The following is a 25,591-nucleotide window of genomic DNA, read 5'->3' on the forward strand; positions in this document are numbered from 1 at the left end:
CTGAGTGGTTCGATCGTAATCCCGCGCCGGCGACTACGTGGCAGCCGGGCACATGTCCATCCAGCGGACGAGCAGCGGAAGGCCCGAAACGGAGACTGCCGCCAGTTCGCATCCGTCCCACTGGTCATCCGCCGCGCCGCATTCTTCGGAGACGCATGGCAGTGAAAGCTGCGAGTCGCCGTCGTGGATTCCCTTCACGTTGCCGCCGATCATGTTGACGACTTCTCCGACAGCGTCCCGGATTTCTTCGTCTGCAAGCGTGCCGGGTTCGGCATCAAACATGGTTTCGCCGATCAGGCTGGCCGTCGCCGACGGTGCCTCAACGATGATCAGTTCCTCAGCCGCACCTGAGATGCGAATCGAGGCCACGACACGCGAATTGCTGAATTCGTCGCCCGGTGCACCGAGTTCCTGTGTCGGCAGCGCCAGCATTTCGTCAAACACGTTTGAGATAATGTGGCGCATGGTCGGTGTATCAATCGCCATTCATCAGTTTCCTATCTTGCGACCGGGCGAAAACACACGGTCTTGCCTGCTGAGAATCGTTCAAACGGAACGTCCATTTGAATCAGTGTTTCGCCACCGCCGAGGAAGAGATATCCATCCGGTCGCATTGCCTGGTAGACGCGCTGAAGAATCTGCTTCTTGGTCTCAACGTCGAAGTAGATCAGAACGTTGCGAATGAAGACGACGTCGTATTTGACCGTCGTCGGCCACGGATCCGTAAGATTCAGCTTGCGTGCCTGAACCATACTTCGCAGTTCCGGCTTGACCTGCCAGTTCAGCCCCGCTCGATCAAAATTCTTTACCAGCATCGATGCCGGCAGACCGCGATTGACTTCAAACTGGCTGTAGACACCTTCCGTGGTCCGGCGGACCATTTCATCCGACAGGTCGGTTCCCAGAATCGACACCTTCCATGTCGCAAGCTGCGGAAAGTTGGCTCTCATCAGCATGGCGATGCTGTACGCTTCCTGCCCGCTGGAGCTCGCGGCCGACCAGACCGACAGCGACCGTTCGGACCGGCGGTCTTCGATCAGTTGCGGCAGGACATTTTCTTTCAGCGCGTCAAATGGCTGCATGTCGCGGAAGAAGCTGGTTTCGTTGATCGTCATCGCCTCGGTGACGGTCTGATGCAGCGGATTCCCCGGATTCTTCCGCAGTTCCGCGACCAGCGCGTGAACGTCGTGAAGACCCGCGGACTCGGCAACCGGCTTGAGTCGCGCTTCCAGCAGATAGCTTTGAGATGCCGAAATGACGTTCCCCGACCTCTTTTGAATTGAGGCTCGCAGATAGTCGATATCAGGCGTTGAAAGTGTCATGGGAGTTGTCTTCAGGTTGTCCTGTCAGTCAGTGTCTGTCGTGAGAGGTAATCGTCGGGAGTTCAGCGTTCGGCCAGTGCGGGAAGTCGGTTGCGCTGCGTCAGACGTGAGATCGCAGCGGGAATCTCGGGAAGCGGCAGCACACTGTCCGCCAGCCCGGCTTCCTGCACGGCTCGCGGCATTCCCCAGACGACGCAGGTCGCCTCGTCCTGAACGATGATGGGAGCCCCCTTGCTTTTCAGCAGCCGGCAGCCTTCGGCACCGTCCTTTCCCATTCCGGTCAGCACAACGCCCAGGCTGCGCCCGCCGAACTGTTCGGCGACAGAGCGAAACAGCACGTCCACCGCGGGACGGCAGGAGTTTTCCTTCGAGCCCTGGTTGAGTTCCAGGCGGCTGATGCCATCCCGGACCGCCACAGTCATGTGGAAGTCGCCGGGAGCGATCCAGACTTCGCCGGGCCGGATCGGTGTGCGGTCCGTGCCTTCCCGCACCGTCAGCGGGCAACTTCGGTCAAGGCGTTCCGCCAGAAGCTTCGTGAACAGCGGCGGCATGTGTTGAACGATCACAATCGGCACGCGCAGGTCGCCCGGAAGCTGCGAAAGGACATCCGCCAGAGCATTCGGGCCGCCGGTGGACGAGCCGATCGCAATGATCTCGGGGGTTCGAGCGGAACGCGGCACTTCCGGAATCGTCACGGGGGGACTCGCGGGCACCAGCTTCGGGCGCTGTTCGGAGAATCGCCGGCCCCAGTGCAGTACGACGGGCACCAACTGTTCCCTGACGTACTTGATCGAATCCTGAATTGACCCGGAACAGACGGGCTTGGTGACGTAGTCGCTGGCTCCCTTCGACAGCGCTTCAAGTGTGGCTTCGGCCCCGCGAGCCGTCAGCGAGCTGAACATGATCACCGGCGTGCGGCGATCCGTCTTGCGGATCTCCCGCAGCGCCGTGATGCCATCCATCTCCGGCATCTCAATGTCAAGCAGCACGACGTCAGGGTGCTTTGCTTCCTTGAGTTCAACGGCCTGCCGTCCGTTCCTTGCCACGGCAATGACGTTGACGCCCGGAGTGTTTGACAGCGCTTCACCGACCATCCGCCGTATTACCGCGGAGTCATCAGCAATCAGGACGTTGATGGAAGCCGACATGAGACGACAGACTTTGAAGTGAATGGTTTCCGGCAGGAACCAGATGATTGAACCGAGTGAACGAACAGAAGTACGGATTGCACAAAACCGTGTTCAATTTCTTTCCAGGTATCAGACATCTTCCCCTCGCCCGCCGAGCGGGAGAGGGAGATCTTTCTGCGTTCAGCAGAAAAATCGGGGTGAGGGCCGACCGGCTGAGCCGCACGCAACAAGTGGTTGGCTCCGGCATCCCTGTCCGCGAGAAATCAGCGGAACGCCGATTCCCCGGCGGCCATCCGACGTCGGGGGAGAGTGTGGAGAGCGAACCAGGAGTGACATACCAAAAGTTGAAGTCCGGCCAGTGCTTCGTCAGGCATGAATCGATGGGTCGTGTGCCACTGGCTGTGCCAGTGTTTTCAAAGGTGGAGGACACTGGCACAGCCAGTGGCACACATCAAAGACACGATGGACATGGCACTAGACACCCTGAGTCGCCTGCATCCGAACTCCGATCAGTTTCATCTTTTCCACCAAACTGTCGGCGGTGAACGGCTTCATGACAAATTCGTCGACGCCCGCCATCAGGGCGCGGGCCATCTGAGCGGGTTCGGTTTCGGTGGTCACCATCACGATCTTCTGATCGCGGTAGGTGTCATCCGCCCGGACCGCCTTTACGAATTCCAGTCCGTTCATCACCGGCATATTCCAGTCGACGAGGATGACCTCGAAGGCGCCGGCTTCCAGAAGTCGGTCGAGACCCTGTTTGCCGTCTTCCGCTTCCGTGACGCGGAAACCCAGCGGAGTCACGATCTTGGTCAGGATCCGTCGCATCGCCCGCGAGTCATCTATGATCAAAGCGTTCATCAGTTGTCTTTCCGCACAACTCCAGGGGACATTTCAAGGTAAGGGTGGACCCTGTCCGGGCGCCATGGCCCGGACAGGATCGACGAAGTACGCAACTTAAATCCTGAATTTCGACACCAGCGTCTGCAGGGACGTGGAAAGTTCGGACAGCTCACCACCCGCCTGCTGCGTGTTGGCGGTTCCTTCCTTCGTGCTGGTTGCCGCCGCAGCCACCTGGCTGATGATCTGAGAAATCTGCGTCGTGCCGGTATTGGCTTCCGACACTCCGCGGGAGATTTCCTGAGTCGTGGCGGTCTGTTCTTCCACGGCCGAAGCGATCGTGCTGGAAACCGAACTGATCTCATTGATGATTTCGGTGATCTCACCAATCGCGATCACAGATCCTTCGGTGTCCGCCTGGATGGCTTCAATCCGCCGGCTGATGTCTTCCGTGGCTTTGGCGGTTTCCTTGGCCAGTTCCTTGACTTCGTTGGCGACGACGGCGAACCCCTTGCCGGCTTCCCCGGCCCGTGCCGCTTCGATGGTCGCGTTCAGAGCCAGCAGGTTGGTCTGTTCGGCGATCGAGTTGATCACTTTCACAACCTTGCCGATTTCGGCACTGCTGGAACCCAGGCTGGTGACCGTCGAGTTCGTGCGATCGGCAACCTCGACAGCCTTGCGGGCGATCGACGCTGCTTCCGTTGCACTGCGGGCGATTTCGCGAATCGACGCGTTCATCTGCTCGATACCGGCGGCAACCGTCTGCACGTTATGACTGACCTGTTCCGAAGTCGCCGAGGCGGTCGTTGCCTGCATGGACGTGCTGTCTGCCGTCCGCTGCATTTCCGACGCGGTCACGGTCAACTCCGAAGACGCAGCACTGAGCGTTTGAGCGTTTTCGGCAATGTCCTTCATGCTGAGCCGCAGGTCGGTCAGCAGTTTTTCGACACCCGTTGCCAACTGGCCCACGGCGTCACTGCCCTTGGCAGGCATTTCGACGGTCAGGTCACCCTTTGCCGCAGCCGCGACAACCGTGAGCAACTGGTCGACCTTCTGCTGCATTTCTTCGGCAAGCTGCCGTTCCCGCTCGATGCCGTCCTGCACGGCCTTTTCACTGGCAAGCTTTTGAGTCACGCATTCCCAGTTCACCAGAGTCCCTGCGAATTTGCCCTCCAGATCTGTAATGCGGCTGGCCTGCAACGCGAACGATTCAGGACCAACCTGTATCGTGACCTCATGCGGGAAGTTCTTCGCGTTTGCAATCAGATCCCGTTGATGCTGCGGCTTCCTGTGGAACACATCGATTGACTGTCCAATGATCTGCTCGGCCTTGACCGGCATGTGGGATTCCACTTTCGCAAGCAGTCGGACGGCGGCGGTGTTCACAAACGTGATGACGTTGCCCTTGTCTGCAAACATCATGGCAGCTGATGCGTTATCCATCATCGCACGAACCTTCGCGTTCTCCACTGCTGCCTGCTTTTGCTCGGTAATGTCGGCAGCGTACTTCACGACCTTCACCGGCTTGTTGTTCGCGTCGAAGATCGGGTTGTAGGAGGCCTGAATCCAGATCTCCTTTCCACCCTTGCCGAATCGCTTGAACTCATCCGCCTTGAATTCTCCGTTCCGGAGGTCGGCCCAGAACTTCTTGTAATCAGAGCTGGCCGCGTACGATTCCTCGACGAATATCCGATGATGGCGGCCCTGGATTTCTTCCAGTTCGAAGCCGACCGTCTTCAGGAAGTTCTCATTGGCGGTGAGGATCGTGCCGTCCAGGTCAAACTCAATCACGGCCTGTGATCGGTTGATGGCACTGATCTGACCGTCGTTGTCGGCGGCTTTGTCGACAAACGCAGTCAGCTCATCCAGCATCTTGTTCAGAGCGCGGGACATCCGACCAAAGTCGCCCTTCACGTGTGTCGAAACTTTCCTGGAGTAATCGCCTTTGGTCGCTGCTTCCAGCGATGCCGTCGCGGCCGATACGACATTGCCGACGCGACGGGCGTACAGCCAGGCAGCCACACCGATCACCAGCAGAGTCGCCAGGAATGTGTACCGTGACGCGGTACGCAGACTGTTTGCAGTGGCCAGGGCCTCGCTGCAGTCGACACGAACCAGCACATTCCACTTCATTCCCGGAAATCCGAGTGCTCCCCGCAGCGGAGCGTAACCGGCGGTCTGGTCGATTCCCTTGCGGGCATGGTACGAACGCGTGAGGCTTCCGGCTTCGCCGTCGACAACCCGTGTCGCCGCCTCGACGCCTTTCTCCACCAGATTGAACTTCGCGATGATGTCCATATCCCGCACGATCTTGTCCGTCCCGCGAACCGACGGATCGCAGTCCACGATGACGCGGCCCTGGTCATCCAGCAGCGTCAGTTCCGCCGATGCACGGCCCCGCTGTTTCAGTTCGGTATAAGACGCGAAGACGATTTCTTCGACGACGCTGAACTTCGTCACGTTTTTCCAGATGGCGACAACTTCGCCATTTTCGTCACGCACCGGTGCCGTGAATCCCAGGGCCAGGCCTTCGTCGGCATAGACTGCCTTCACGTTCTCGTCGACGTGCAGATGCTCGACAACGGTTCCCGTGAAGCTGCCGTCTTCTGATTCGTAGAATTTCCCCTGAATCGCCCTGCGGAACCAATCCGCATCGGCGAACGACTGCGAGTACAGGTGCTTCGTATCGATCGGTTTTCCGTCGCTGTCTCGACTGTTGACAGCAACCACTCGTCCGGTGGTGTCGACCAGAAGCGTGAAATAGTAAACGTCATACAGGTCAACGTACTGATTCATGGCCCGAACCAGCGGGTTGTCTTCGCTCGGATTGCCCCAGTTGTCCTGATTCCGGGTGGCCGGGTTGACTCCGAACGCCTGCACATCGCCGTAGCGTTCGAAGAGATTGCGATCGATCTTGTTGGCAATTCCTTCGGCGATTGTCCGGTATTCGTTGGCCGTGTCTCCGGCCATCTTGTCAGCGGCTCGCCAGTTGACGTAGCTCATGATGCTGAGCGGAAGGACGGCAAACCCCAGGCACATCGCAGTCAGCGTTGTCCGAAACGACACGTTCTCGAGTTTCATTTTCAGTTCCTTTCAGAATTGGCGATCAGCCGACGGCTGACTGTTGGTTGAGACATTGTTGGTTGAGACAGGGAAAGCGATGTGATGCCGACGGCAAAAGTGGCTTTCTTCGGCGGTCGTTTACTGCGGTGAAGCGTCAATGACGCGGTCTGTGTCGAGAATCAGCAGCAACTGACCTTTCAGTTTGTAGGCCCCGCGAATGAAGTCGCGCAGCACACCCCGGAGAGTCTCCGGAGCCCGTTCGAAGTCCTGCGGCACTGTTTCAATGACGTCAGAGATCCGGTCCACCAGCAGACTGACGGCGCCTTCCCTGCTTCGTACGACAACATTCAGAGGCTGCTGTTCGGTATCCGCCGCCGGCAGACCGAACCGCTGTCGCAGGTCCAGCGCCGTGACGATCTGGCCTCGCAGATTCATCAGCCCGCGCACCACCGGCGGCACCAGCGGTACTCGTGTCATGCGCTGGTAACGCAGCACCTCGTGGACCTTGGACACTTCGATGCCCAGGTACAGGTCAGCAAGGTGGAACGTGCAATAGGATTCAGTCATGTTCATGGACAGGGTTCTCGATATGTGAACTCAGTGTTCGGGTTCCTCAGGCAACAGCGTCCTGTTCAAAGAAGTCCGGAAATGTGCGGCGGACAAGGGATTCCAGGTTGACCAGTTCCGTCACCCGACCCTGCACGACAAGCTGGCCGGACGAAGCTTTGGACAGGCTGTCATCCAGAGTCTGTTCCACGATGTCGATGATCCGTCCCACAACAATGCCCACGCTGTGCAGACCGGTGGTGTAAACAACGACCGGCACACGACCGGTGTCCTCCGCCGAAGTCGCGCCGAAGCCGCCTCCGGACAGCCGCAGCAGCGGCATGATGCGACCGCGATACTGCACGACTTCGCTGCCGCCCGACTGCTCGATGTCCGACGGTGCGAATTCTTCCAGGCGGGCCACCATCGACAGCCGGACGGCGACACGCGTGCCGTTTCCGGGATCCACCACAAGCAGTGACTGCTGTGAGCCGGCCGCTTCGGACCGAGCCTTCTCATTCGCACCTTTCAGAGCCTGATCATGGTGCTCCGAAAGCACGTTGCCGATGCGAGCCAGTCCGATCACATCCAGGATCAGTGCGACGGAACCGTCGCCCATGATCGTCGATCCGGCGTAGGCCGCGATTCCCTTCAGATGCTGCCCCAGCGGCTTGACGACAATTTCCTGGGTGTCGGTAATGGAATCGACCACCAGACCGAACTGCCGGTGTTCCGCCTGCAGCACAACGATGTTGACGGTCTCGTCCGCGGTATGCTCCCGACCGGCGTGCTTTGTCAGCCCAAGCTGCTCATCCAGATAAACCAGCGGCAACAGATCGCCGCGAAGCCGATACACCGGGACGTCATGAATGAACTCGATTTCCTGCGCGGCGCGGGCTCCGTCAAGCCGGACCAGTTCCAGCAGACTGACCTGAGGAATGGCGTACTGGTCTCCGCCGGTGCGGACGATCAGCGCCGGCACGATCGCCAGTGTGAGCGGAATCTTGATTCGCAGCGTCGTTCCGTGGCCCGACTTGCTCTGAATGTCAAGACTGCCGCCGATTTGCTCCACGTTGGTTTTGACCACGTCCATGCCGACACCGCGGCCTGAGACGTTGGTGACTTTTGCGGCTGTTGAGAATCCCGGCAGCAGAATGAGCTGCACGGCCTCGCGGTCGCCCATCGCCTCGGCCTGCTCTTCGGAGATCAGTCCCTTGTCCACAGCCTTCGCACGGACTCGATCGACGTTGATTCCGCCGCCGTCATCGATGATCTCGATGTTGACCTGACCGCCTTCGTGGTAGGCACGCAGCAGTAGTGTTCCTTCTTCCGGCTTGCCTGCCGCAGCGCGGTCTGCCGGTGATTCGATGCCGTGGTCGACCGAATTGCGGACAATGTGTGTCAGCGGATCCTTGATCGCTTCCAGAATGGTTTTGTCAAGCTCCGTGTCCGCACCTTCCATCTTGACCTGAACGTTCTTGCCGCAGGCGTGGGACAGGTCCCGGACGACACGCGGCAGCTTGCTCCACGCGTTGCGGATCGGCTGCATGCGGGTCTTCATCACGCCTTCCTGCAGCTCCGTGGTGATCAGATTGACTCGCTGCGACGCCGACGAAAGCGCGGGGTCATCCGTCAACTGACTGAACTGCAGAATCTGGTTGCGGGCCAGGACCAGTTCGCCGACAAGGTTCATCAGCCGGTCGAGCAGCTCCACATCGATGCGGATCGTGGAATCGGCAACGGACGACTGACGGCCGTTCGATTCACCGGACGAAGGTGCCGCGGATTCGACAGAGGCCGAAACTGGTTTCCTGGCAGGTGTCCGAGCGGCCGCGGGCGTGGCTTCTTCCGCCGGTGCAGATTCCGCAGCGGTCGCCGTGGCGAGTTCTGGTTCGTCGGTCGCTTCAGCAGCCTTCGACTTGTTGCCGGCCGATTTCTTTGCCGGGCTGGTTTTCTTTGCGGTTGCTTTCCTGCGGGAGGCTCGCTTTTTCGGAGCGGCTTTCGACGTGGATTTCGGTGCGGCAAGTTCGTTGACGACATCCAGCACTTCCGCGTCAGTCAGCGAACCGGTGTCGTCGGCTTCCGGTTCCGTCAGCGTGGCCGTCGCGGTCTGCGGCGGTTCGGCTTCGGCAGCGGTCCCGGATTTCAGCAGCGATTCCAGCTTTGCCGTCAGCGGTGCAAAGTCGGTATCACCTTCGGCTCCCTCCGCTTCGATATGGCTCAGGATCTCTCGGATGGCGTCGACCATCCCCAGAAGTCCGTCAGCGATTTCCGCAGTCAGCCGCAGCTCGCCGTCGCGCAGAGGAACCAACAGGTTTTCACCCACATGGGCGACGCGTTCCAGCTTCGGCAGTGCCAGAAATCCGGAGGTGCCTTTGATGGTGTGCACCGTTCGAAAGATGCTCGCCAGCCGGTCACGATCGTCCGGCGCGTCTTCCAGCGCCACCAGGTCGCGGTCGAGCTGATCGAGCGATTCGTAACTCTCGACCAGAAATTCCTTGATGACTTCGTCAAAGCCTTCCACAGTTCACCTCTCCACAGCGGCAGTGTCCGGGCACCGTTAATCGGAGAGGTCACGCTGACCGGTTACCTCTCCGCAGTTTCTCTGGATTCACCGACACGATCGAATGCGCGGACGCCGGCTTGCCGCAGCGGTTGTCGAAACGCAACAGAAGTTGCGGGCGACCAACGCACAGGACGGATTGCAGCGATTGCGCGGAACGAACCGGTTCGAAACCTTCGCGCAGAGGCAATCGCGCGGCGGTTAAGCAAACGGAAGGATGCGTCTCAGCGTTCGATGAAGCGAACCGCGTTGCCGACACCGTCTTCGCTGCGAATCTGCTGCCCCAGCTGCACAGCGCGGGCGGTCATCGCAGCGTCGGTCGTGATCTGCCGGATCGCGGCAATCAACTTTCCTGGTGTCAGCCGCCTTTGCGGAATCGGGGCGGGAGCAACCCCCAGTGACTGCATCGTTTTCCCCCAGAACGGCTGGTCGCCGAAAAACGAGCAGATGAACTGCGGACGACCGGATCGAAGCGCCGCAGCAGTGGTCCCGCATCCGCCGTGGTGGACGACGGCGGCGCACCTTTCGAACAGCCAGTCATGCGGAGCCGCGTCGATCGCAAGCATGGAGTCCGGTAATTCCATCCCGCTCGGATCCAGTCCTCCCCAGCCGCGAGCCACGATCGCTCGCACGCCGGCGGCTCTGACCGCTTCCACAATCATGCGCGTCACGCGCGACGGGTCGCGGCCAAAGATGCTGCCGAATCCGAAATACACCGGAGGTGATCCCGCCGACAGAAACGACTCCAGCTCCGCCGAAGGCTGCCAGTCAGCAGCCCGATCGAGGAACCAGTAGCCGGTTACTGTCGCAGTTTCCGGCCAGTCGTCGGGCTGCGGAATGACGCTGGGGCTGAACGCGTGAATCGCCGGAATGACTTCGCCGTCGCCGCGCTTCAGAAAGTCGCGGCCGCTTCGGCGCGCCATCCCGTTCGCCACTCGCCAGGCGTTGATGTGCTTTCGAGTTGCCAGCCACGTGACGCGGTTGATGAGCTTCACCGTCATGCGGTTGTACCAGCGACCGAGCGGCAGTCCGGGAAATCCCATCGCCGGAAAGTCACCGGTCGGCACATAGATTGGCAGGTAGAACGCGAACATGCACGGTATCTGCAGCCGTTCCGCGAAGTCGGCCGATCCAAGCGCCTTCGGATGAAACAGAATCAGATCCGGCTGAACTTCCTGAGTCGCCTTCCAGGCATCGTCGATCTGACGCCGCAGCATCGGACCGACTTTGGGAAGCAGCCTGCGTCCGGTCTGAATCGCTTCCCACAGATTGCCCGTGTGTTCCATCGCGATGCGCCCGTCATCGGAACGCATGAACTCCAGCTGTTCATTGTTGATGAAGGCATAGTTCAGACCGTGATCTGATATAAAGCTTTCGAACTCCGCGCACGTGCCGATTGTGACATCGTGCTGATGCTGCTGAAGACGCATTCCCAGCGCGACATAAGGCTGAACGTCTCCGCGACTGCCGATTGTCAGAATCAGAATCTTCATTCCCCGGGTTCTATGCCCTGGACCGGGTCACCACAAACGGGTTACGGAAATGAAAACAGCGACATTCGCACTTCTCGCGCTGACGCTTGCCGCGCCTTCGTGCCTCGCCGGCGGACGAATCACGGTTCGCATAGAAGACGGCAGCGGCAACGTGACCCCCGCGCGAGCCTGGGTGGACGCAGGCGGTGAGCGCCTGTTTCAGCCGGCCGCTCCCGAAACCACAACGCCCTACGCGCGCGACCGCAGCTTCAGTTGCGACGGAACGTTCACCATGGACGTGCCGGCCGGAAAGGCTGTGATCCACGTCGAAAAGGGAAAGGAGTTTCTGCCGATCGACGTTGAGGTCGAAGTCAGCGAAGGATCTGCCGTCGAACAAACAATTCACCTGGAACGCTGGGTCGATATGCCGGACGCAGGCTGGTACTCGGCGGACCTTCACGTGCATCTGGGCTACGACGATCTGCGCGTTCTGAAACAACTGGCTCTGGCTGACGACGTCCACCTGACTCCGTCGTTCACGTACTGGCTGCGCGGCACCGAGGACGCATGGCATGCCGAATGGCCTTCCGACGAATTTCGTCGGCCGATTTCAATTGACAGCCGGCACGTCGTGACCCGCAACAACATCGAGATCGAACGCATCCACTTCAATGCCGAGCCCGGTGCGTCCGTCGGAGCCACGTTTCTGTACAACCTGAATCGTCCGGTCTCAGTGGCACGGTTTGGCGAATACTTCCCGACCGACGCCGATCTGTGCCGTATCGCAAGAATGGATTCACCGGATTCGGTCTTCGACTGCGACAAGCCATCATGGGCCGAAACCGTCATCGGCGCGGCTCTGGGACAGCTCGACACCGTTCAGGTCTGCCATAATCACTATCACCGCCTGGCAACGATCACGGGCGGCTTCGGCATGATCGGCCCGCTGGCTGCCGGCGAGTCGAACTCGCATCTCGGCGACGGCCTGTTTCACCGCACCAACAGCCTGTACTACCGGCTGCTGAACTGCGGGTTTCGACTGGGAGTCTCCGGCGGTTCGGCGATCGGAGTCATGCCGGTACCGACAGGCTACAACCGCGTCTACGCGAAAATCGAAGGACCGCTGACGCCGGAGAAATTCTGGGACGCGGTCAAGAACGGTCGGACGTTTGCCACGTCAGGCCCGATGCTGACACTGACGGCAAACGGCGAAGACGTCGGTTCGACGCTGGCGATTGATTCGTCGACGAAACAACTCGTGTCTGTTGCGGCCACCGTCCGGTCGATCGAATCACTGGAAGCACTGCAGATCATTCATGACGGAACTGTCGTCGAGACCCGCGATCTTCGGCAGGAGTCCGGCGATCCGGTTATCGCTGACGAGATGGAATTTCAGGTGACCCCGCGGCGCAGTGGCTGGATCGCGGCACGCGTGCTGTATCGAGCTCCGGACGGACTGTTGCGGCAGGCGCATACCAGCCCGATCTATCTTTCCGTCGACGGCAAACCCACGGCGTCGGCCAGGGATGCTCGCTACATGCTGCGGTGGATTGAGCGGCTGGCGGAGATCGCCATGTCGGGCGGGGATCGATTCCCGGACACCGACACTCGCGACGCCGTGCTGGCAACCTACGCCGAGGCAAGCGCGCGTTACGGGCAAATCATCGATTCCGCCACAGAACACTGGGGCGACTGAACCCGCCGGCACGTTGCAACAGTCGGGGAGCGTCGGGCCGATCACACGCCGTTCAGTAGCCGCCGGCACGTCCCGGCGTCCGATCGCCTGCAACAATCAGCCGGTGGCGACTTTCGGGCGGATGGATAAAATGCCGGCATGAAACGAAACCGCGAAAACGCTTCTACGCCGACAGAAGCCATCACAGTTCCGCCCGATTGGCTTGCGGAGTTTGAAGCGGCCGCCCGGCGACCGCTGGAACAGCGGTTTCGCTATGCCTTTATCAAGACGTACAAGCCGGTGATGGATGACGCCGAATATCGTTCGTTCGACACGATGGCGGAATATCGTCAGTGGTGTGAAGAAAACCTGCCGGACTGGCTGGGCTATGGCCGCGTTTGAATTGGATGACACCGGATTCTCAAGCCCAGTCTTCAACGACCAGGCCGGGGACGCGGGCAAATTCGCTGGTGTTTGACGTCACCATGACAGCTCCGACCGCCATGGCTGTAGCGGCGATGAGCATATCATTCGGACCGATGAGATTGCCCGCTTGTTCCAAATGCAGGCGGATCGAGGCATAGTGATCGGCGGCATCGCCCGAAAATGGAACTCTGCGGAACGGCGACAGCACGTGGTCAACCCGCTTCCGTTCAGCGGCAGGGTCAACGCTTTTGAGACACCCAAACAGCAGTTCTGCACGGACGATCTCAGGAATCCTGATGTCGCTGACTCGACAGGATCTGAGCCTGGCGACAACCCTGTCGTGATTTTGCAGGACAGCAATCACAATGTTGGTGTCGAGGCAATACGTCATGATCGGACGATTCACCCGGCGTTCTACGAATCCAGCGAAACGTCGTCCAGCGGGATTTCGACTTCAGGCGGGCACTCGATCAGCGACTCTCCAAAGCCGGCGATCGTTTCGAAGTAGCCATCCGGCCACTCGGCCGTTCCCTGCACGGCATCCTTCAAACGCTTTTCAGCCCAGGCAATGACCGAACATCCTTCTGATCGCGCCGTCCGTTCAATGGCGTCGAAAGTCCTGCCGTCGAAAGATATCGTCAATCTGACCATGTTAGTCGTCCTCGCGACGGACCAGCCGGTCGCATAACAGGATTCAGCTTCGCGCTCACGACGCGTCGGCTTGCCCGCGAGGCTCTTCAACCAGCGGAAACGACAGCGCTGATTGCCAGTATCGAGGCACAGGCTATTACTGTCAATGTGCTTGCGCCGTTGTGTACGGCAGGTTCACACCGGCAACCGGTCATCCTTTGGCTGTCCGAAGCGGACGGTGTTATCGAGGGCGTCGGATTCGTTGCCGCCAGGGACGCTACTCAGTGCTAGATCTGCATTGTGGTGTACAACGACTGACAGGTCGCTTCGCACGCGAACTCGATCCGTCACCGTCACGATCAATCAGGCCATTCACGCAAACAACGGTCCGCGTCCGGCGGCGCGGCGGGCGTCGGCGGCCTGGCCGGAATGGAACGACACGTGTGAACACATCGCCGCAAAGCAGGCTCCAATCGTCGCGAACGCCGGGCCAAGTTCCTTCGGTGCATGGCTGGGCTGATCGAGATCGCTGTCGTCAAGCGTGTCCAGATGCGCCAGCGTGGCAGCGCGGATTGCTGCGAACTTGATGAACAGTTCGTCCATCGTCGGTTGCCCGTTCGTGTCCGTCATCGGCACCGAAGTCATCGCGAACTGTTCGAGTTCCGGAAAACGGTTCGGCCGGCCCAGAATGAAGCCGTCCAGCAGATCACTTTCCGATCGAACAAGATGCCCGAGTAACCACAGTGGATGATTGCCTCCGTTCGGCGCGGGCTGAGTCAGCGGCGCATCGCTCATGTCGCCGAGCAGCTTCTCCGCCCAGGCTTTGCTGTTGTGCAGCGACATCCGGATGAAGTCGATCGAATTCATCGCTACGCCTCTTCCGCCATTTCCGTCAGCACATCACCGACCACGTCCAGACCTTCAGACAGCTCGTCGCGAGTAATGTTCAGCGCGGGCAGAAGGCGAACGACCGTGTCGGACGTGGCATTCAGCAGGACACCGCGTTCCATCGCCTTGCCGACAGCGGGAGTGCTGGGAATTGTCAGGTCGATGCCGATCATCATGCCGCAGATTCGCAGTTCTTTGATGATGGGCAGCGTTTCCTGAAGCTGCTGCAACTGTGTTCGAGCGAATTCGGCGTTGTCCTGGACATGATCCAGCAGACCTTCGGCTTCGATGGTCTCACCCGTAGCGAGACCGGCTGCCATCGCCAGCGAGTTCCCGCCGAAAGTGCTGGCGTGCATTCCCGGACGCAGGTCACCGGCGAATTCGTCGCGGGCAATCATTGCACCGCACGCGACTCCTCCGGCAAGTCCCTTCGCCATGGTCATCACGTCCGGCTGGACTCCCGTTTGCTGATAGCCGAACCATGTTCCCGTGCGGCCCATGCCGGTCTGTACTTCGTCAAAGATCAGCAACAGACCCTGTTCGTCACACAGGTCTCGCAGCGCCTGGAGGAAACCCGGCTGAGGAATTCGCACTCCGCCTTCGCCCTGCACCGGTTCGATCATGATCGCGCAGGTTTCGTCGTCGACCAGACGTTTGACGCCTTCGATGTCGTCCATCGCGGCGTAACGGAACCCGGCCATCAGCGGCCCGAGTCCTTCGTGGTACTTCGGCTGAGCAGTCGCGGTGAGCGCTCCCAGCGTGCGTCCGTGGAAGCCTCGTTCAAACGTAATGATGCGGTAACGTCCCTGAGCCGAACCGTGCAGTCGCGCCAGTTTGATGGCGGCTTCGTTGGCTTCAGCTCCGCTGTTGCAGAAGAAGGCTTTCCCGAAACTTCGCGTACAAAGGAATTCGGCAAAGCGGCCCTGTTCCTCGATGTACCACGTGTTGGGAATATGAATCAACTGAGCCGCCTGTTCCTGAATGGCTCGCACAACGGCGGGCGGCGAATACCCCAGAATGTTGCATCCCCAGCCGGGAAACAAATCCAGAAAGCCGCGTCCTTCCGCATCCCACACGCGCGACCCTTCGCCTCGCACCAGCGACACCGGATACCGGCGGTAGTTGGGAATCACGTACTGGTCAAACAGCTCGATCGTGGACTGGCTGCTGAGAGAAGCCACTGTGGTCATGCGAAGTTCTCCGGGTCGGAATCACAAATTTCGCGGCAGCATATCACCGCCAGGAAACGCGAGCGAGCGCAACAGGGCACCGGCGTCTGGTCGGTCGCCAGGCGCGCGAAAGGTCGGCTCGTGAGCAGACACGCCAGCCGCTGGCGGGTTCGCAGATCATGGCGCATCGCGGCAGCTGCGCGACTTGCAGACAGCGTCCGTCACTTCCGCAGGACGAATTTCTGAGCACGTTTGCCGATGATGTCGCCCAGATAGATGTTGCCCTTTGAATCCAGCGCGATCGCGTGAACCCAGTTGACGTCGCCGGGTTGTTCGGCTCCGTCGGTCCCCTTCGGAACGGTCCACAACTGCTGCAGCCTGCCGGATGGGTGAAAGCTCATCAGCACCTGATCCTTCGGCGGGCAGCTCAGCGGAGCACCGGGGTAGTCCGGGTCGTCGCGCCACGGCATCGGCGAACAGCCGCAGACCCAGATATCGTCGCTGTCCGTGACCCAGAATCCCCACGGCACAACCACGTTCGTCCAACTGTCCAGCAGTCTTCCGTCCAGGTTGAAGACCTGCACCCGGGCATTGTTGCGGTCGGCCACGTAGACGCGATCTGTGCTGTCGATCGCGATGGCGTGCGGCAGGCTGAATTCCAGCGGGCCGACACCCAGTTTTCCCCAGGCCTTCACAAAGTTGCCCTCTGCGTCGAAATGGACAACGCGGTTGTTGCCGTAGCCATCGGACACATAAATGTCGCCATTGGAAGCGAACGCCATATCGGTGGGCTGATTCAGATGAGTTTCGTCTTCGCCGGCAACGCCTTCGGTTCCAATCGTCTGCAGGACGGTACCGTCGGGCGTGAACCTGCGAATGATGTGCTTGCCGATATCGGCGATCCAGATGTTGCCGTCGTCGTCGATCTTGATGTGGTGAGCGGTCTCGATGGTGTCATCGCCCCACGACTTCAGCAGTGAACCATCCGGACGATAGACCTGGATCGGCGGCGACGATCGCGTGAACGTCCAGACGTTGTCGTCCGCGTCGACGGCAATTCCCGGCATGGCTTCCCAGACGAATTCCGCCGGCTTCTTCGGCCAGCCGGGATCGACTTCGTACCACGGAGTCGGGTTGATGCGCGGGTACGGCGGCAACTCGTCTTCAACGGCCTTCTTTTCAACACGATCGGCAACGGCGTTCTGTGCCTTCGCGGAACCGGAAACGAGTCCGGCCTGCAGACCGGCAATCATCGCGAGCAACAGCAAGTGTCGTGACATCAGCAAGTTCCTCCCGCCGAAATGGAAACTCAAACCGGCCGGCACGCGCGACCGGCCATCGTGGCGGCAACGATCGTACGGAGTTTCAACTCAATGAGCCAGCAGCGCGCCCCGACCCGGACGTCGGCAAGCCGCGAAGGCACGGCAATCGTGAAAGTACCGTCGCCGGGTCAGCGCCGTACAGGGGAGGCGCCGGACAAGTGAGGCCGCCGTCGAAGGAAGAGAGACGCTCCCGCTGAGCCGCTGCCGCATCGGGCGACCGTTGGCACACGCGACTTGGAGGAAACCTCGCGCGGACGTCGGTGGCGCCTTTGCATTCTTCGAACTACGCGTGACAAACCACAGCGGCAGCCAGCCTGCAGGCAGGCCTGCTCGATGGCGGCGTTCCGAATTTCGTTTGATGTCAAGGACGCCGCCACGACCGTCGTCGCGCAATTTCTGCCGGTGAACGAACTGAGAGCGCAGCCGTCCGGAAATCCCCGAACGGACGTAGTAAGGCCGAAATCGCGACGCGCGTCGTCGCCGGAGGGCACCGTTCTCGTGCGTATCGGATCGCGTCGTGCCGATCAGTGAAACCCTGACGGCAGCACCGAAAAATCGCTCTGTGACGGACGGCGTTTGCCGCAGCAGGACACCGGGTTTCTCCGATCTTCCAGACGTGCCCGCACGAATCAGCCGGCTTGTTGACGGCCCCGACTTCAACTTGAGCCGTCTGATTTCAGCGTGCTACGATCCTTCGAGTTGTCGGTAAGGATGCCGCAAATTCGATGACCGTGACAATCGGTATATCTTCCGTCGAACGAAGGCGCGGTCTGCTGACCGCGCTGTTTTGCGTTGCTGGCCTGCTGGCCGACAGCGCCGCCGCACAAACGATCTCTGATTCAGCGCCGCCTGCGTCGCGGAAGCTGCCGGAATATGCGCTGGGGATCGATCTGCAGACGCAAACCGGTCGCGTCACCGTCGATCAGCGAGTGACGTGGACGAATCCCGGAACGGCGGCAACGGACAAACTGGTCTTTCAGGTTGTGCCCAACCATCGTCCGTCGGCGCAGGAACTGAACGTCGGGGACCGCACCGTTGAGTCATTGCGGCTGGATCCCCGCGACAGCATCGATCGCCGGGGTCGGAGGTTTCATCTGACGGCAGCCACGATCGGAAGTCAGCCGCTGACCTGCACCTTCGACACCGAACATGACACTCACCTGCATGTTCGGCTGCCACGGCCGGTGGCTCCCGGTGAATCGGTTGAAATCCGTCTCCGGTACCTGATCGATCTGCCACAGGTGATGGGGCGACTCGGGCAGCACAAAGGCGTGACCAATCTGCTGAACTGGTATCCCGTGCTGGCGGTCTACGAAGGTGACCGATGGCAGCCGGTGCCGTACATCGCATGGCATCAGCCGTGGTACAATGAAGCCGGCAACTATCGTGTGCGGCTGCGATTGCCGGCCGATCAGAAGGTCGTCACCGGCGGCCGCGTCGTGTCGCAGACCGTCGACAGGTCCGGTCAGCGAGTTCTGGAAATCGAGGGCGAAGGCCTGCGAGATTTCACAATCGTGGCCAGCAGCCTGTTCAGGGAATGGCGATCGGAAGCAAACGGCGTCCCGATCCGTGTCACCGCCCTGCCCGGTCACGAAGACGCCGCCGAAGTCGCCGTCAGGACGGCCGAAGACTGCATTCGCACTTACAGCGAATGGTTCGGACCGTATCCGTACAGAGAGTTCGAACTGACCGAATCGTACTTCGGCTGGAATGGCAACGAATCATCGGGAGTCGTCATGATCGACGAACGGATCTTCGCCATGCCGGCTTACGGGCACCGTTACGTCGAACATCTGATCTGCCACGAAATGTGCCACCAGTGGTGGTATTCGGCTGTGGGAACCGACGGCTACCACGAACCGTGGATGGACGAAGGCCTGGTGCAGTGGTTCAGTCGAGTCAAGATGGAAGACAAGTACGGTCCCGATCCTTCGCTGCTGCAGCTTCCGGCGTTCGGCGTGCTGAAATTTCCCAACGTGCAGTATCGCAGCCTGCTGCACAGCGGCTACCAGACGTTCCACGATCGAGGCGGCAGCGGAGCGGCACTGGCGTCGCTGGACGAAATCGGCCACCTGCACAATCTGTTTTCCCTGGTCTATGACCGCGGTGCTCAGATCACCGGAATGATCCAGCACCGCATGGGCCGCGAAAACTTCTTCGCGTTCATGAAACAGTTGTACGCGAAGTACCGCTTCGGAATTCTGAAGGCTGCCGACTTTCAGCGGGAACTGGAAGACTTCACCGGTGAAGACTGGCAGCCGTTTTTCGATCAGTGGCTGCATTCCGGACACGAAAGCGACTGGAAACTGGAACACGTCGACGTCACCGAAACGGAAAACGGCTACCGGACCAGAGCCCGCATCGTTCAGCGGGCGGACATTCCCGAACCTGTGGAAATCGGCGTGTCCGTGCCCGGCAGCGCGCGCCCGTACCGCATCGCAACCATCGGAGAAGCGCAGCAGTTGATGCAGCGGTCGCGGAACCTGTCGACCGAAGCGGACAGCACCGGCATCGCCGCCACACCGATTTCGGCAGGCAAAGAACTGAGTGACTCCGAAGCCGCTTCGTCGGGTTCTGAAACACAACCCGGCGTTGCGAATTCCGGCGGTGACGGAATCACCGTTGAACGCCAATCCGACAATGACTGGCTGGTGACGATTGTTTCCGACGAACGTCCGGCGCAGATTGAAATCGATCCTGACGGAACGGTGCTCGATGCGAATCGCAGCAACAACTGCTGGAAGCCGTCGTACAACTTTCGAGTCACGCCGTTCTACACACCCGCCGACGAAGCTCCGCTGCTGCAGCCGCACAACCAGCACAGCATCGTGACAGGATTCGGTGTCGATTCCGACGGCCGGATCGGATTTCGCAGTTCGCTGCTGCACAGCAACCGTTACCGCATTTCGCCGTTTGTGTCCTACACCGCCGCCACGGCCAGCAATAACGACGATCATATTTCCGCCGGCGTCGACGCGGTCTTCTACAATGTCCCGTCGTCCAACTGGCAACTGCTGGCCCGTTATGAGCACGCTCTGCTGTCCACGCTGTCCAATGATCCCGGACATCAGGCTCGCTTTGCGCTGCGGCGAGTTCTGAAGTACACAACCAGTCTGATCTATCCAAACGCCAGCTACATCGACTTCTACACCCGCCTCGGCGACAACTTTTTCCCGGATCGCAACACCGCGATTTCCGCCGACCCGCGCGTGCAGAACTACGACAATGTCCGGGCGTTCGGTGTCGCGTACCACCTGGATTCGCAGATGCCGTACTGGGATCCGGACCAGGGATTTCGGTTTGATGCCGGCTATGAACACGGCTTCACGGCATTCGACGACGGAGCCGCCTATGATCGCGTCACCGGCCAGTTCGGAGTCGTGCAGCGACTGTCCGAAGCGCCGTGGTGGCTGTCAGAAACGAAACTCGCCGCGCGCGTTTCGTCAGGCTACGGCTGGAACGACAACGGCCGGCACTTCCGCTTCGGCGGCCCAGGTCGTTTTCGCGGAATCGCCGCAAACGATCTGATCGGAAACGCATTCTGGGTCAGCACCCTGGAATGGCGCTTCCCGCTCAGCGGAGAACTCGATTACGAAGCCGTCGACAACACGGCCGGCCTGCATTCGATCGACGGAGCCCTGTTCTATGACGTCGGTCGTTCGTATCTGTTCAATTCACCTCAGGGCGATATCGACCACGCCGTCGGCGGCGGTCTGTACTTCCAGATCCCGCTGCTAAGCTTCGTGGAGAACCTGACCGTCAGAACCGAATACGGCTACTCACTGGTCAACGAAACATCCGCCGCCTGGTTCGGCCTGTACCGCGCGTTTTGACAAGGAAATCGCCGAAGCCAGAATGGTGTGATTGGCGATCCAATGGCTAATCTCGTTGCGGGAATGAATAGGAAAAACGAATGGGAGGGCGAGCCCCGGTCGCACGCGGCATCCGTCATCCTCCACCCAATCAGACCAAGACGACATCGACCAGGACCGCTGCCGGTACCATTTTGACACCGATAGCCGATCCAAAGCGATCGCGGTTTAGACATTTCGTCGACCGACTACAGATCACCCACTCGTTCATGCCATGAAGTCGCTATCCTCCGGATTCTCGGCAAAGCTGGCTCGCACGGGGTGGAGGTCGACGTAAATCACGCACTCGGCAATCACTTCTCGATCGGGCAGCACCTGAGCCTAGAGTCTGCCCTCCCAGAACCGGTGGCTACGCTACCGCAGCCCATGTTTTGTTCTTCACTCGCCGTTCAGCGACGGACTTTGCTGCTCAGGAGTTGGTATTGCGGATGATCACGTCCGACCTGCACCGCATGCACCACGACGCGCTCGACAAACTCGTCTTTGACGGACGGCGGTGGCCGCGAATACGCTTTGACATCTCGGTACACTCTTCCTCGAGACGTGTAGGCGACCAATCATAACACCTTTGCAGAATTGAGAGGGCGAGGTGCATTCCTTCGCAGGGTTTCCCGCGAAGCTCAATTCGACTTGCGTTTCGCTCAAGACCCAAACCCGACTCGGTGAATTCAGGATCGGACGATGAACGACAACGTCGCTACTGTTCAAGATGAAGATCGCGAACGACGAATTCGAGCCCGTATCGCGGAAATTCGGTTAGCTCTCAATGCCTCTCAGGCGCGAGAGGCTGCCGCTGAATTCGCCGAATGCGATGAGGCGCTGCAACGGATGCGGCAGAAGCTTGACACGATTGAGGAGAAACTTGAGGTCGTCCCGCCAATCGACGTTGCCGTTCTCGGGCCCAGCCGCCATGGAAAAAGTACGTTGCTCAACTCACTGATCAGCGCAGAACTGCTGCCAACTTCCGACACTCGGCCGTGTACTGCCTCGATCGTGAAATTGACATGGGCACCGGAGTGGGCCGTCCATGTCACGTTTGTCGGGAAAGATCAGCTGATGGCAGATTGGAAGTCTGCCGTCCGGGAGGCAACCGACGCCCTCGGACATGAGGAGGATGGTGACGCAGGAACGGCGGACGAAGGCGCTGGCTACGTCAGGAGCGTTCTACAGCGCTTCATTCAGTTGTTTGGGATCTCACCGGACCTGCCGCCCCGCGAACTCATCGGCGCTGTACGAAGCGGAACCATCCCGAGCGAGCGCACGCGACTCCTTGGCCGACGGGAAAAGGCGAAGGCCAACGATGTCGACGGGATGAAGCGTGTTATTGAAAAGTATCTCTCGACGAGCGATGTCAATTGGACGATTGTCGAGGAGTGCGTCATTGCCGGACCCTTTGAGAATTGGCATCCCAGCCTGAGTCTCATCGACCTGCCCGGCACGAATGACACTGACCCGCAACGCACAGCGATCACAAACAGCATGCGCGAGAATGCGACGGCAGTCGCAATTGTGACCAGTGACAGCAATATCGGCCCGGACATTGAATCGTGGCTCAGAAGCTCCTCTGTTCTGGCGAACTTTCTCGAGGCAACGCGGCAACGGCGGCAGCGCCTCTTCATCATCCGCACCAAGCTGGACAGCTACCACCCAAAAGTCCCGCTGGCGGAAACCGATGAGGAAGAGCAGCGGCTGCACTTCGAAGCGATCGAAGCGTACAAGCGGGAGCAAACCACGACCTATCATGCCATGCTGCGTGACATCGCAGGCCCAAAATTGCCTGCCGAGAGCGACGAAAAGTCGCGACAGCAAAGAGCTGACTTGTTGAGCCGCATGGATGAAATTCAGGTCTTCTTCGTGTCCGCACTGGCTCACGAAGTGTTCTGTGATCGATATCAGACGAGCCGGAAATCAGAGCGCCAGATGTCCGACTATTTCGACGGCGACGTGCATGCAACCGGCGTTCCCCGGCTCCGTGAGTTTCTTCGCAGTGTCGCCGCTGAGTATCTGTCAGAGAACTTCTTTGAGGACATCGAACAGAACCTCGAAAGCGAGGTTCGCCTGATGGCGGAGACGTTTCAGAAAGCGATTGCCACCACGAAAGCAGAAATAGCCGGCGGTCAGCAGGATCTGCTTGAGATCGCCAACACAGTGCGAACCCAACTGATCCCATGGATCAGTCAGGAGATTGTCGACCGAACACAGACGTTTGAGAAGCTGTCTCTTACGGGGGCGAGCGGCATCGTGCATCGTCTTCAGCAGGCTGAGGCGATGTCAGACAGACGTTTAGCCGACAAGATCCGGATTTGGTCGGGCCTGCACTGGGCCAGTCTTCGGGCGACGGCTCGAAAAGGCGGAGTGCATGTAACCTCTCGCGGTCAGTGCATCGATATCGGTGAGGATATCTGCTCCGTTCTGGTTGATGATGTGCTCCTCGCGTGGACGCATTTTCGTGACCACTTGATCTCAGAGCAGATCTCATTGCTGACGAGCGATCTTGCTCTTGAGCTGACGACGCGGCTTCAGGAACTTCGTGCAAATTCCAACATTTCGGAGGTGCGCGAGGCTGTCGAGATACTCGGCAAACAAATCGTTGGCATCACGCATCAACAGCGGTTGGCACTGCTGGCCGGTGTGAACGACAAGATTCGACAAGTTGAGTCCATTCGCAAACCTGCTTACAGAATCGCCCAGGAAGAAATGAAGGAAGTGCTCGCGGCGGTCAGCCAGCAGTATGGCACCGGATGTTCCAATCGCATGCAATCGATTGTCGAGGACCAGACACCAGTGGCGATCGACCGCATCCGTGAACGTGTCAATGCGTTGGTGAAAAATGTCGTCGAAGAACTTGCCCAGTCATGTCGTGTCGCGATGGAGGAATTTGGGAACGAAGCAGCACAAAGCATCGAATCGGCCATGTCGCATGTCGCGTCTTCGTTGATCGAAAGAGACCGTGAAACACTTAAGAAGCATGTTTTGCTGATCTCGACAGCGGCCAAGACATTACCGGCCCCGCAGACATCGACCTGATGAAGAAACACACCATCGCAGCCCCTGCAAAAACGTGGCGTCGGGGGCTTCGGTCTTTGCGGCTCTCACGGCGAAGGTATCTTTCAACCACCCTACTTTCGAAAGCTGGCGGTCTGGAATCAGGCAGCGCCGAACAGTAACAAGCCGCTTCGGGCGGGCGATTCAGGACATGCAGGCCCGAGCCCCCGATACCTTCGCAGGTGCAGCTCCCGGCGGTGTCGGCATGACACTCGTCACACTGTCCACCACAATCAGCGATTACACCGACGTCATCTGGTCGTTCGACCAAGGCGTGCATCACGGTAGAGTGATGTTTCTCAACGCCATCACTCTGAACAGCTACTTCGAGTATCTCGACGGCATGGGAATCCCGCTGGACGCCTACGTCGACGACCTGGTGGAAACGAACGGAGGATGGTACACAGCAGCGAACGTTTCAGCCCATGTCGGGGCACATGCGTTGCATGCTGCAGGCCTTGTTTGGGCCTGGGGTGCCGCCGGTGGCCCCACGTGGAGTGTTGCAGTAGGCCCCGGCCGCCCATGGGGCTTTCACATGATCTCAGGATCAAGTCCCTGGGGTGGCGGCGCGACGACGTGGACACATTTTACGGGACTCAGAATTGGCTGGAATGCCGGGATCATCGCAGAAGTATCACCGACCGCAGCCGGAAGCTGGTTCACCATCGAGGGCATCCCCATTTTCTTCCCAGCCGCAGCGATCTCGCATCCTTATTGTATAAACTGCGTGACACACACAGTCCACTCACTGCTCAGCGGACTCTTCAGGATCTGAGTTCCGCGTTCAATCTAGGTTCGCGTCTATGAATGCCTTGGCGATCGATAGCGCGCTTGCATCGGCGTGGCCCGGAATAGTGCTGCAGATTCCCGCTTGTGTTGTGGTCGTTCGGCAGGATCGCCCGTGCATGCCCGACGGTGCTGTGTTTTCTGACTGCCGAGGCGGTTCAGTCAAGAGAGGTCCGGAATCCGTGGAGATACTGGTCTCACCGATGCCAAACTCTCTTGCCGGAACCAACGAGTCGGAGTTCCTAATGACAGTTGCTCCAATGGGGTTCCTATCGCGTAGCAGAGAACGCAGCCAAATGCTTGCCGAAACGTTGATCGATACATTTCGCGCCCAAGGAGCCAGGGAGATAGAATTGCAAGGTTGAATCCGATCAACCGGCACCAGCACGCACGCCAGGCTCCATTGCTCAAGTAGCAATTGCCAGGTATCTGCCGCGCGGTTCCGCCGCCATGTCCGCTAACGCCCCCGTCGGAGTGTCTGCGACGACGGCCACCGAATCGTTCAATTCCGCGGCGATGGAGTTCGTGGACGAAACGGTCGACGCCGAACAGACTCATGCCGACACGATGATCGACGCGGCTCAGACCGCGGCCGACGCGGTTGTGGACGCGGTCAGCAGCTTCATTGCCGCGGCGCTTCCGGTGCAGTTCGCCGCGTTCACCGGAACGGTCGACGCTTCACTCACTCGCACCGACACGAAAGTCGCAGCCTCGGCAGCCGCCGAACGAGATTCGATCACTGCCGCCTACGACAAAGCTGTCCGCGATGCCGGTGCCGCTCTGACGGCCGCCGATGCGGCAGCGGAACTGGATGACCCGATCGCCGTGGCCGACGCCCGGCT

The 25,591-nt window shown here is 59.7% G+C and carries 19 protein-coding genes; 6 read left to right on the forward strand and 13 right to left on the reverse strand.

What is annotated here, in order from left to right:
• Nucleotides 1-33: 33 nt before the first annotated feature.
• The 8 genes from R3C19_24085 to R3C19_24120 all read right to left on the reverse strand — a co-directional run bounded on the left by R3C19_24085 (nt 34) and on the right by R3C19_24120 (nt 10,957).
• On the reverse strand, nt 34-486 hold the full coding sequence (locus R3C19_24085; protein MEZ6063439.1) for a chemotaxis protein CheX: 453 nt from the start codon (nt 484-486) through the stop codon (nt 34-36).
• Nucleotides 487-497: 11 nt separating this feature from the next.
• Nucleotides 498-1,322 (reverse strand): protein-glutamate O-methyltransferase CheR, encoded by an 825-nt coding sequence (locus R3C19_24090; GenBank protein MEZ6063440.1) that lies wholly within the window; start codon nt 1,320-1,322, stop codon nt 498-500.
• Nucleotides 1,323-1,384: 62 nt separating this feature from the next.
• On the reverse strand, nt 1,385-2,470 hold the full coding sequence (locus tag R3C19_24095) for a chemotaxis response regulator protein-glutamate methylesterase (GenBank protein ID MEZ6063441.1): 1,086 nt from the start codon (nt 2,468-2,470) through the stop codon (nt 1,385-1,387).
• 456 nt (nt 2,471-2,926) lie between these two features.
• Nucleotides 2,927-3,313 (reverse strand): response regulator, encoded by a 387-nt coding sequence (locus R3C19_24100; GenBank protein ID MEZ6063442.1) that lies wholly within the window; start codon nt 3,311-3,313, stop codon nt 2,927-2,929.
• Nucleotides 3,314-3,409: 96 nt separating this feature from the next.
• Nucleotides 3,410-6,373 carry a methyl-accepting chemotaxis protein gene (locus R3C19_24105; GenBank protein MEZ6063443.1) on the reverse strand — a complete coding sequence of 988 codons (2,964 nt, stop codon included), beginning with the start codon at nt 6,371-6,373 and terminating at the stop codon, nt 3,410-3,412.
• A gap of 120 nt (nt 6,374-6,493) precedes the next feature.
• Nucleotides 6,494-6,922: a chemotaxis protein CheW gene (locus R3C19_24110; GenBank protein MEZ6063444.1), complete on the reverse strand. Its 429-nt coding sequence runs from the start codon at nt 6,920-6,922 to the stop codon at nt 6,494-6,496.
• 46 nt (nt 6,923-6,968) lie between these two features.
• A complete protein-coding gene (locus tag R3C19_24115) occupies nt 6,969-9,425 on the reverse strand; it encodes a chemotaxis protein CheA (GenBank protein ID MEZ6063445.1) in 2,457 nt (818 codons plus the stop codon).
• A gap of 263 nt (nt 9,426-9,688) precedes the next feature.
• Nucleotides 9,689-10,957 (reverse strand): glycosyltransferase, encoded by a 1,269-nt coding sequence (locus tag R3C19_24120; GenBank protein ID MEZ6063446.1) that lies wholly within the window; start codon nt 10,955-10,957, stop codon nt 9,689-9,691.
• Nucleotides 10,958-11,006: 49 nt separating this feature from the next.
• Between R3C19_24120 and R3C19_24125 the strand changes: the two genes are divergently transcribed.
• Both R3C19_24125 and R3C19_24130 read left to right on the forward strand, forming a co-directional pair.
• On the forward strand, nt 11,007-12,632 hold the full coding sequence (locus R3C19_24125; GenBank protein ID MEZ6063447.1) for a CehA/McbA family metallohydrolase: 1,626 nt from the start codon (nt 11,007-11,009) through the stop codon (nt 12,630-12,632).
• Nucleotides 12,633-12,770: 138 nt separating this feature from the next.
• Nucleotides 12,771-13,013: a hypothetical protein gene (locus R3C19_24130; protein ID MEZ6063448.1), complete on the forward strand. Its 243-nt coding sequence runs from the start codon at nt 12,771-12,773 to the stop codon at nt 13,011-13,013.
• A 19-nt stretch (nt 13,014-13,032) separates the two neighbouring features.
• On the opposite strand, the gene R3C19_24135 is transcribed toward R3C19_24130, so the two are convergent.
• The 5 genes from R3C19_24135 to R3C19_24155 form a co-directional block, all read right to left on the reverse strand.
• On the reverse strand, nt 13,033-13,428 hold the full coding sequence (locus tag R3C19_24135; protein ID MEZ6063449.1) for a type II toxin-antitoxin system VapC family toxin: 396 nt from the start codon (nt 13,426-13,428) through the stop codon (nt 13,033-13,035).
• 23 nt (nt 13,429-13,451) lie between these two features.
• A complete protein-coding gene (locus R3C19_24140; protein ID MEZ6063450.1) occupies nt 13,452-13,688 on the reverse strand; it encodes a hypothetical protein in 237 nt (78 codons plus the stop codon).
• A 351-nt stretch (nt 13,689-14,039) separates the two neighbouring features.
• Nucleotides 14,040-14,534: a DinB family protein gene (locus R3C19_24145; protein ID MEZ6063451.1), complete on the reverse strand. Its 495-nt coding sequence runs from the start codon at nt 14,532-14,534 to the stop codon at nt 14,040-14,042.
• A gap of 2 nt (nt 14,535-14,536) precedes the next feature.
• Nucleotides 14,537-15,745: an aspartate aminotransferase family protein gene (locus R3C19_24150; GenBank protein ID MEZ6063452.1), complete on the reverse strand. Its 1,209-nt coding sequence runs from the start codon at nt 15,743-15,745 to the stop codon at nt 14,537-14,539.
• 200 nt (nt 15,746-15,945) lie between these two features.
• Nucleotides 15,946-17,004 (reverse strand): peptidyl-alpha-hydroxyglycine alpha-amidating lyase family protein, encoded by a 1,059-nt coding sequence (locus R3C19_24155; GenBank protein MEZ6063453.1) that lies wholly within the window; start codon nt 17,002-17,004, stop codon nt 15,946-15,948.
• Nucleotides 17,005-17,771: 767 nt separating this feature from the next.
• Here R3C19_24155 and R3C19_24160 point away from each other — a divergent pair.
• The 4 genes from R3C19_24160 to R3C19_24175 form a co-directional block, all read left to right on the forward strand.
• Nucleotides 17,772-20,879, forward strand: a complete 3,108-nt coding sequence (locus R3C19_24160; protein ID MEZ6063454.1) for a M1 family aminopeptidase — start codon at nt 17,772-17,774, stop codon at nt 20,877-20,879.
• Between the two features lie 720 nt (nt 20,880-21,599).
• Nucleotides 21,600-23,945: a dynamin family protein gene (locus tag R3C19_24165; protein MEZ6063455.1), complete on the forward strand. Its 2,346-nt coding sequence runs from the start codon at nt 21,600-21,602 to the stop codon at nt 23,943-23,945.
• Nucleotides 23,946-24,168: 223 nt separating this feature from the next.
• Nucleotides 24,169-24,738: a hypothetical protein gene (locus R3C19_24170; protein ID MEZ6063456.1), complete on the forward strand. Its 570-nt coding sequence runs from the start codon at nt 24,169-24,171 to the stop codon at nt 24,736-24,738.
• Between the two features lie 461 nt (nt 24,739-25,199).
• Nucleotides 25,200-25,591, forward strand: a 392-nt coding sequence (locus tag R3C19_24175; GenBank protein MEZ6063457.1) for a hypothetical protein, incomplete at its 3' end; no start/stop codon positions are given.

It is taken from the genome of Planctomycetaceae bacterium, assembly GCA_041398785.1.
GTDB lineage: Bacteria > Planctomycetota > Planctomycetia > Planctomycetales > Planctomycetaceae > JAWKUA01.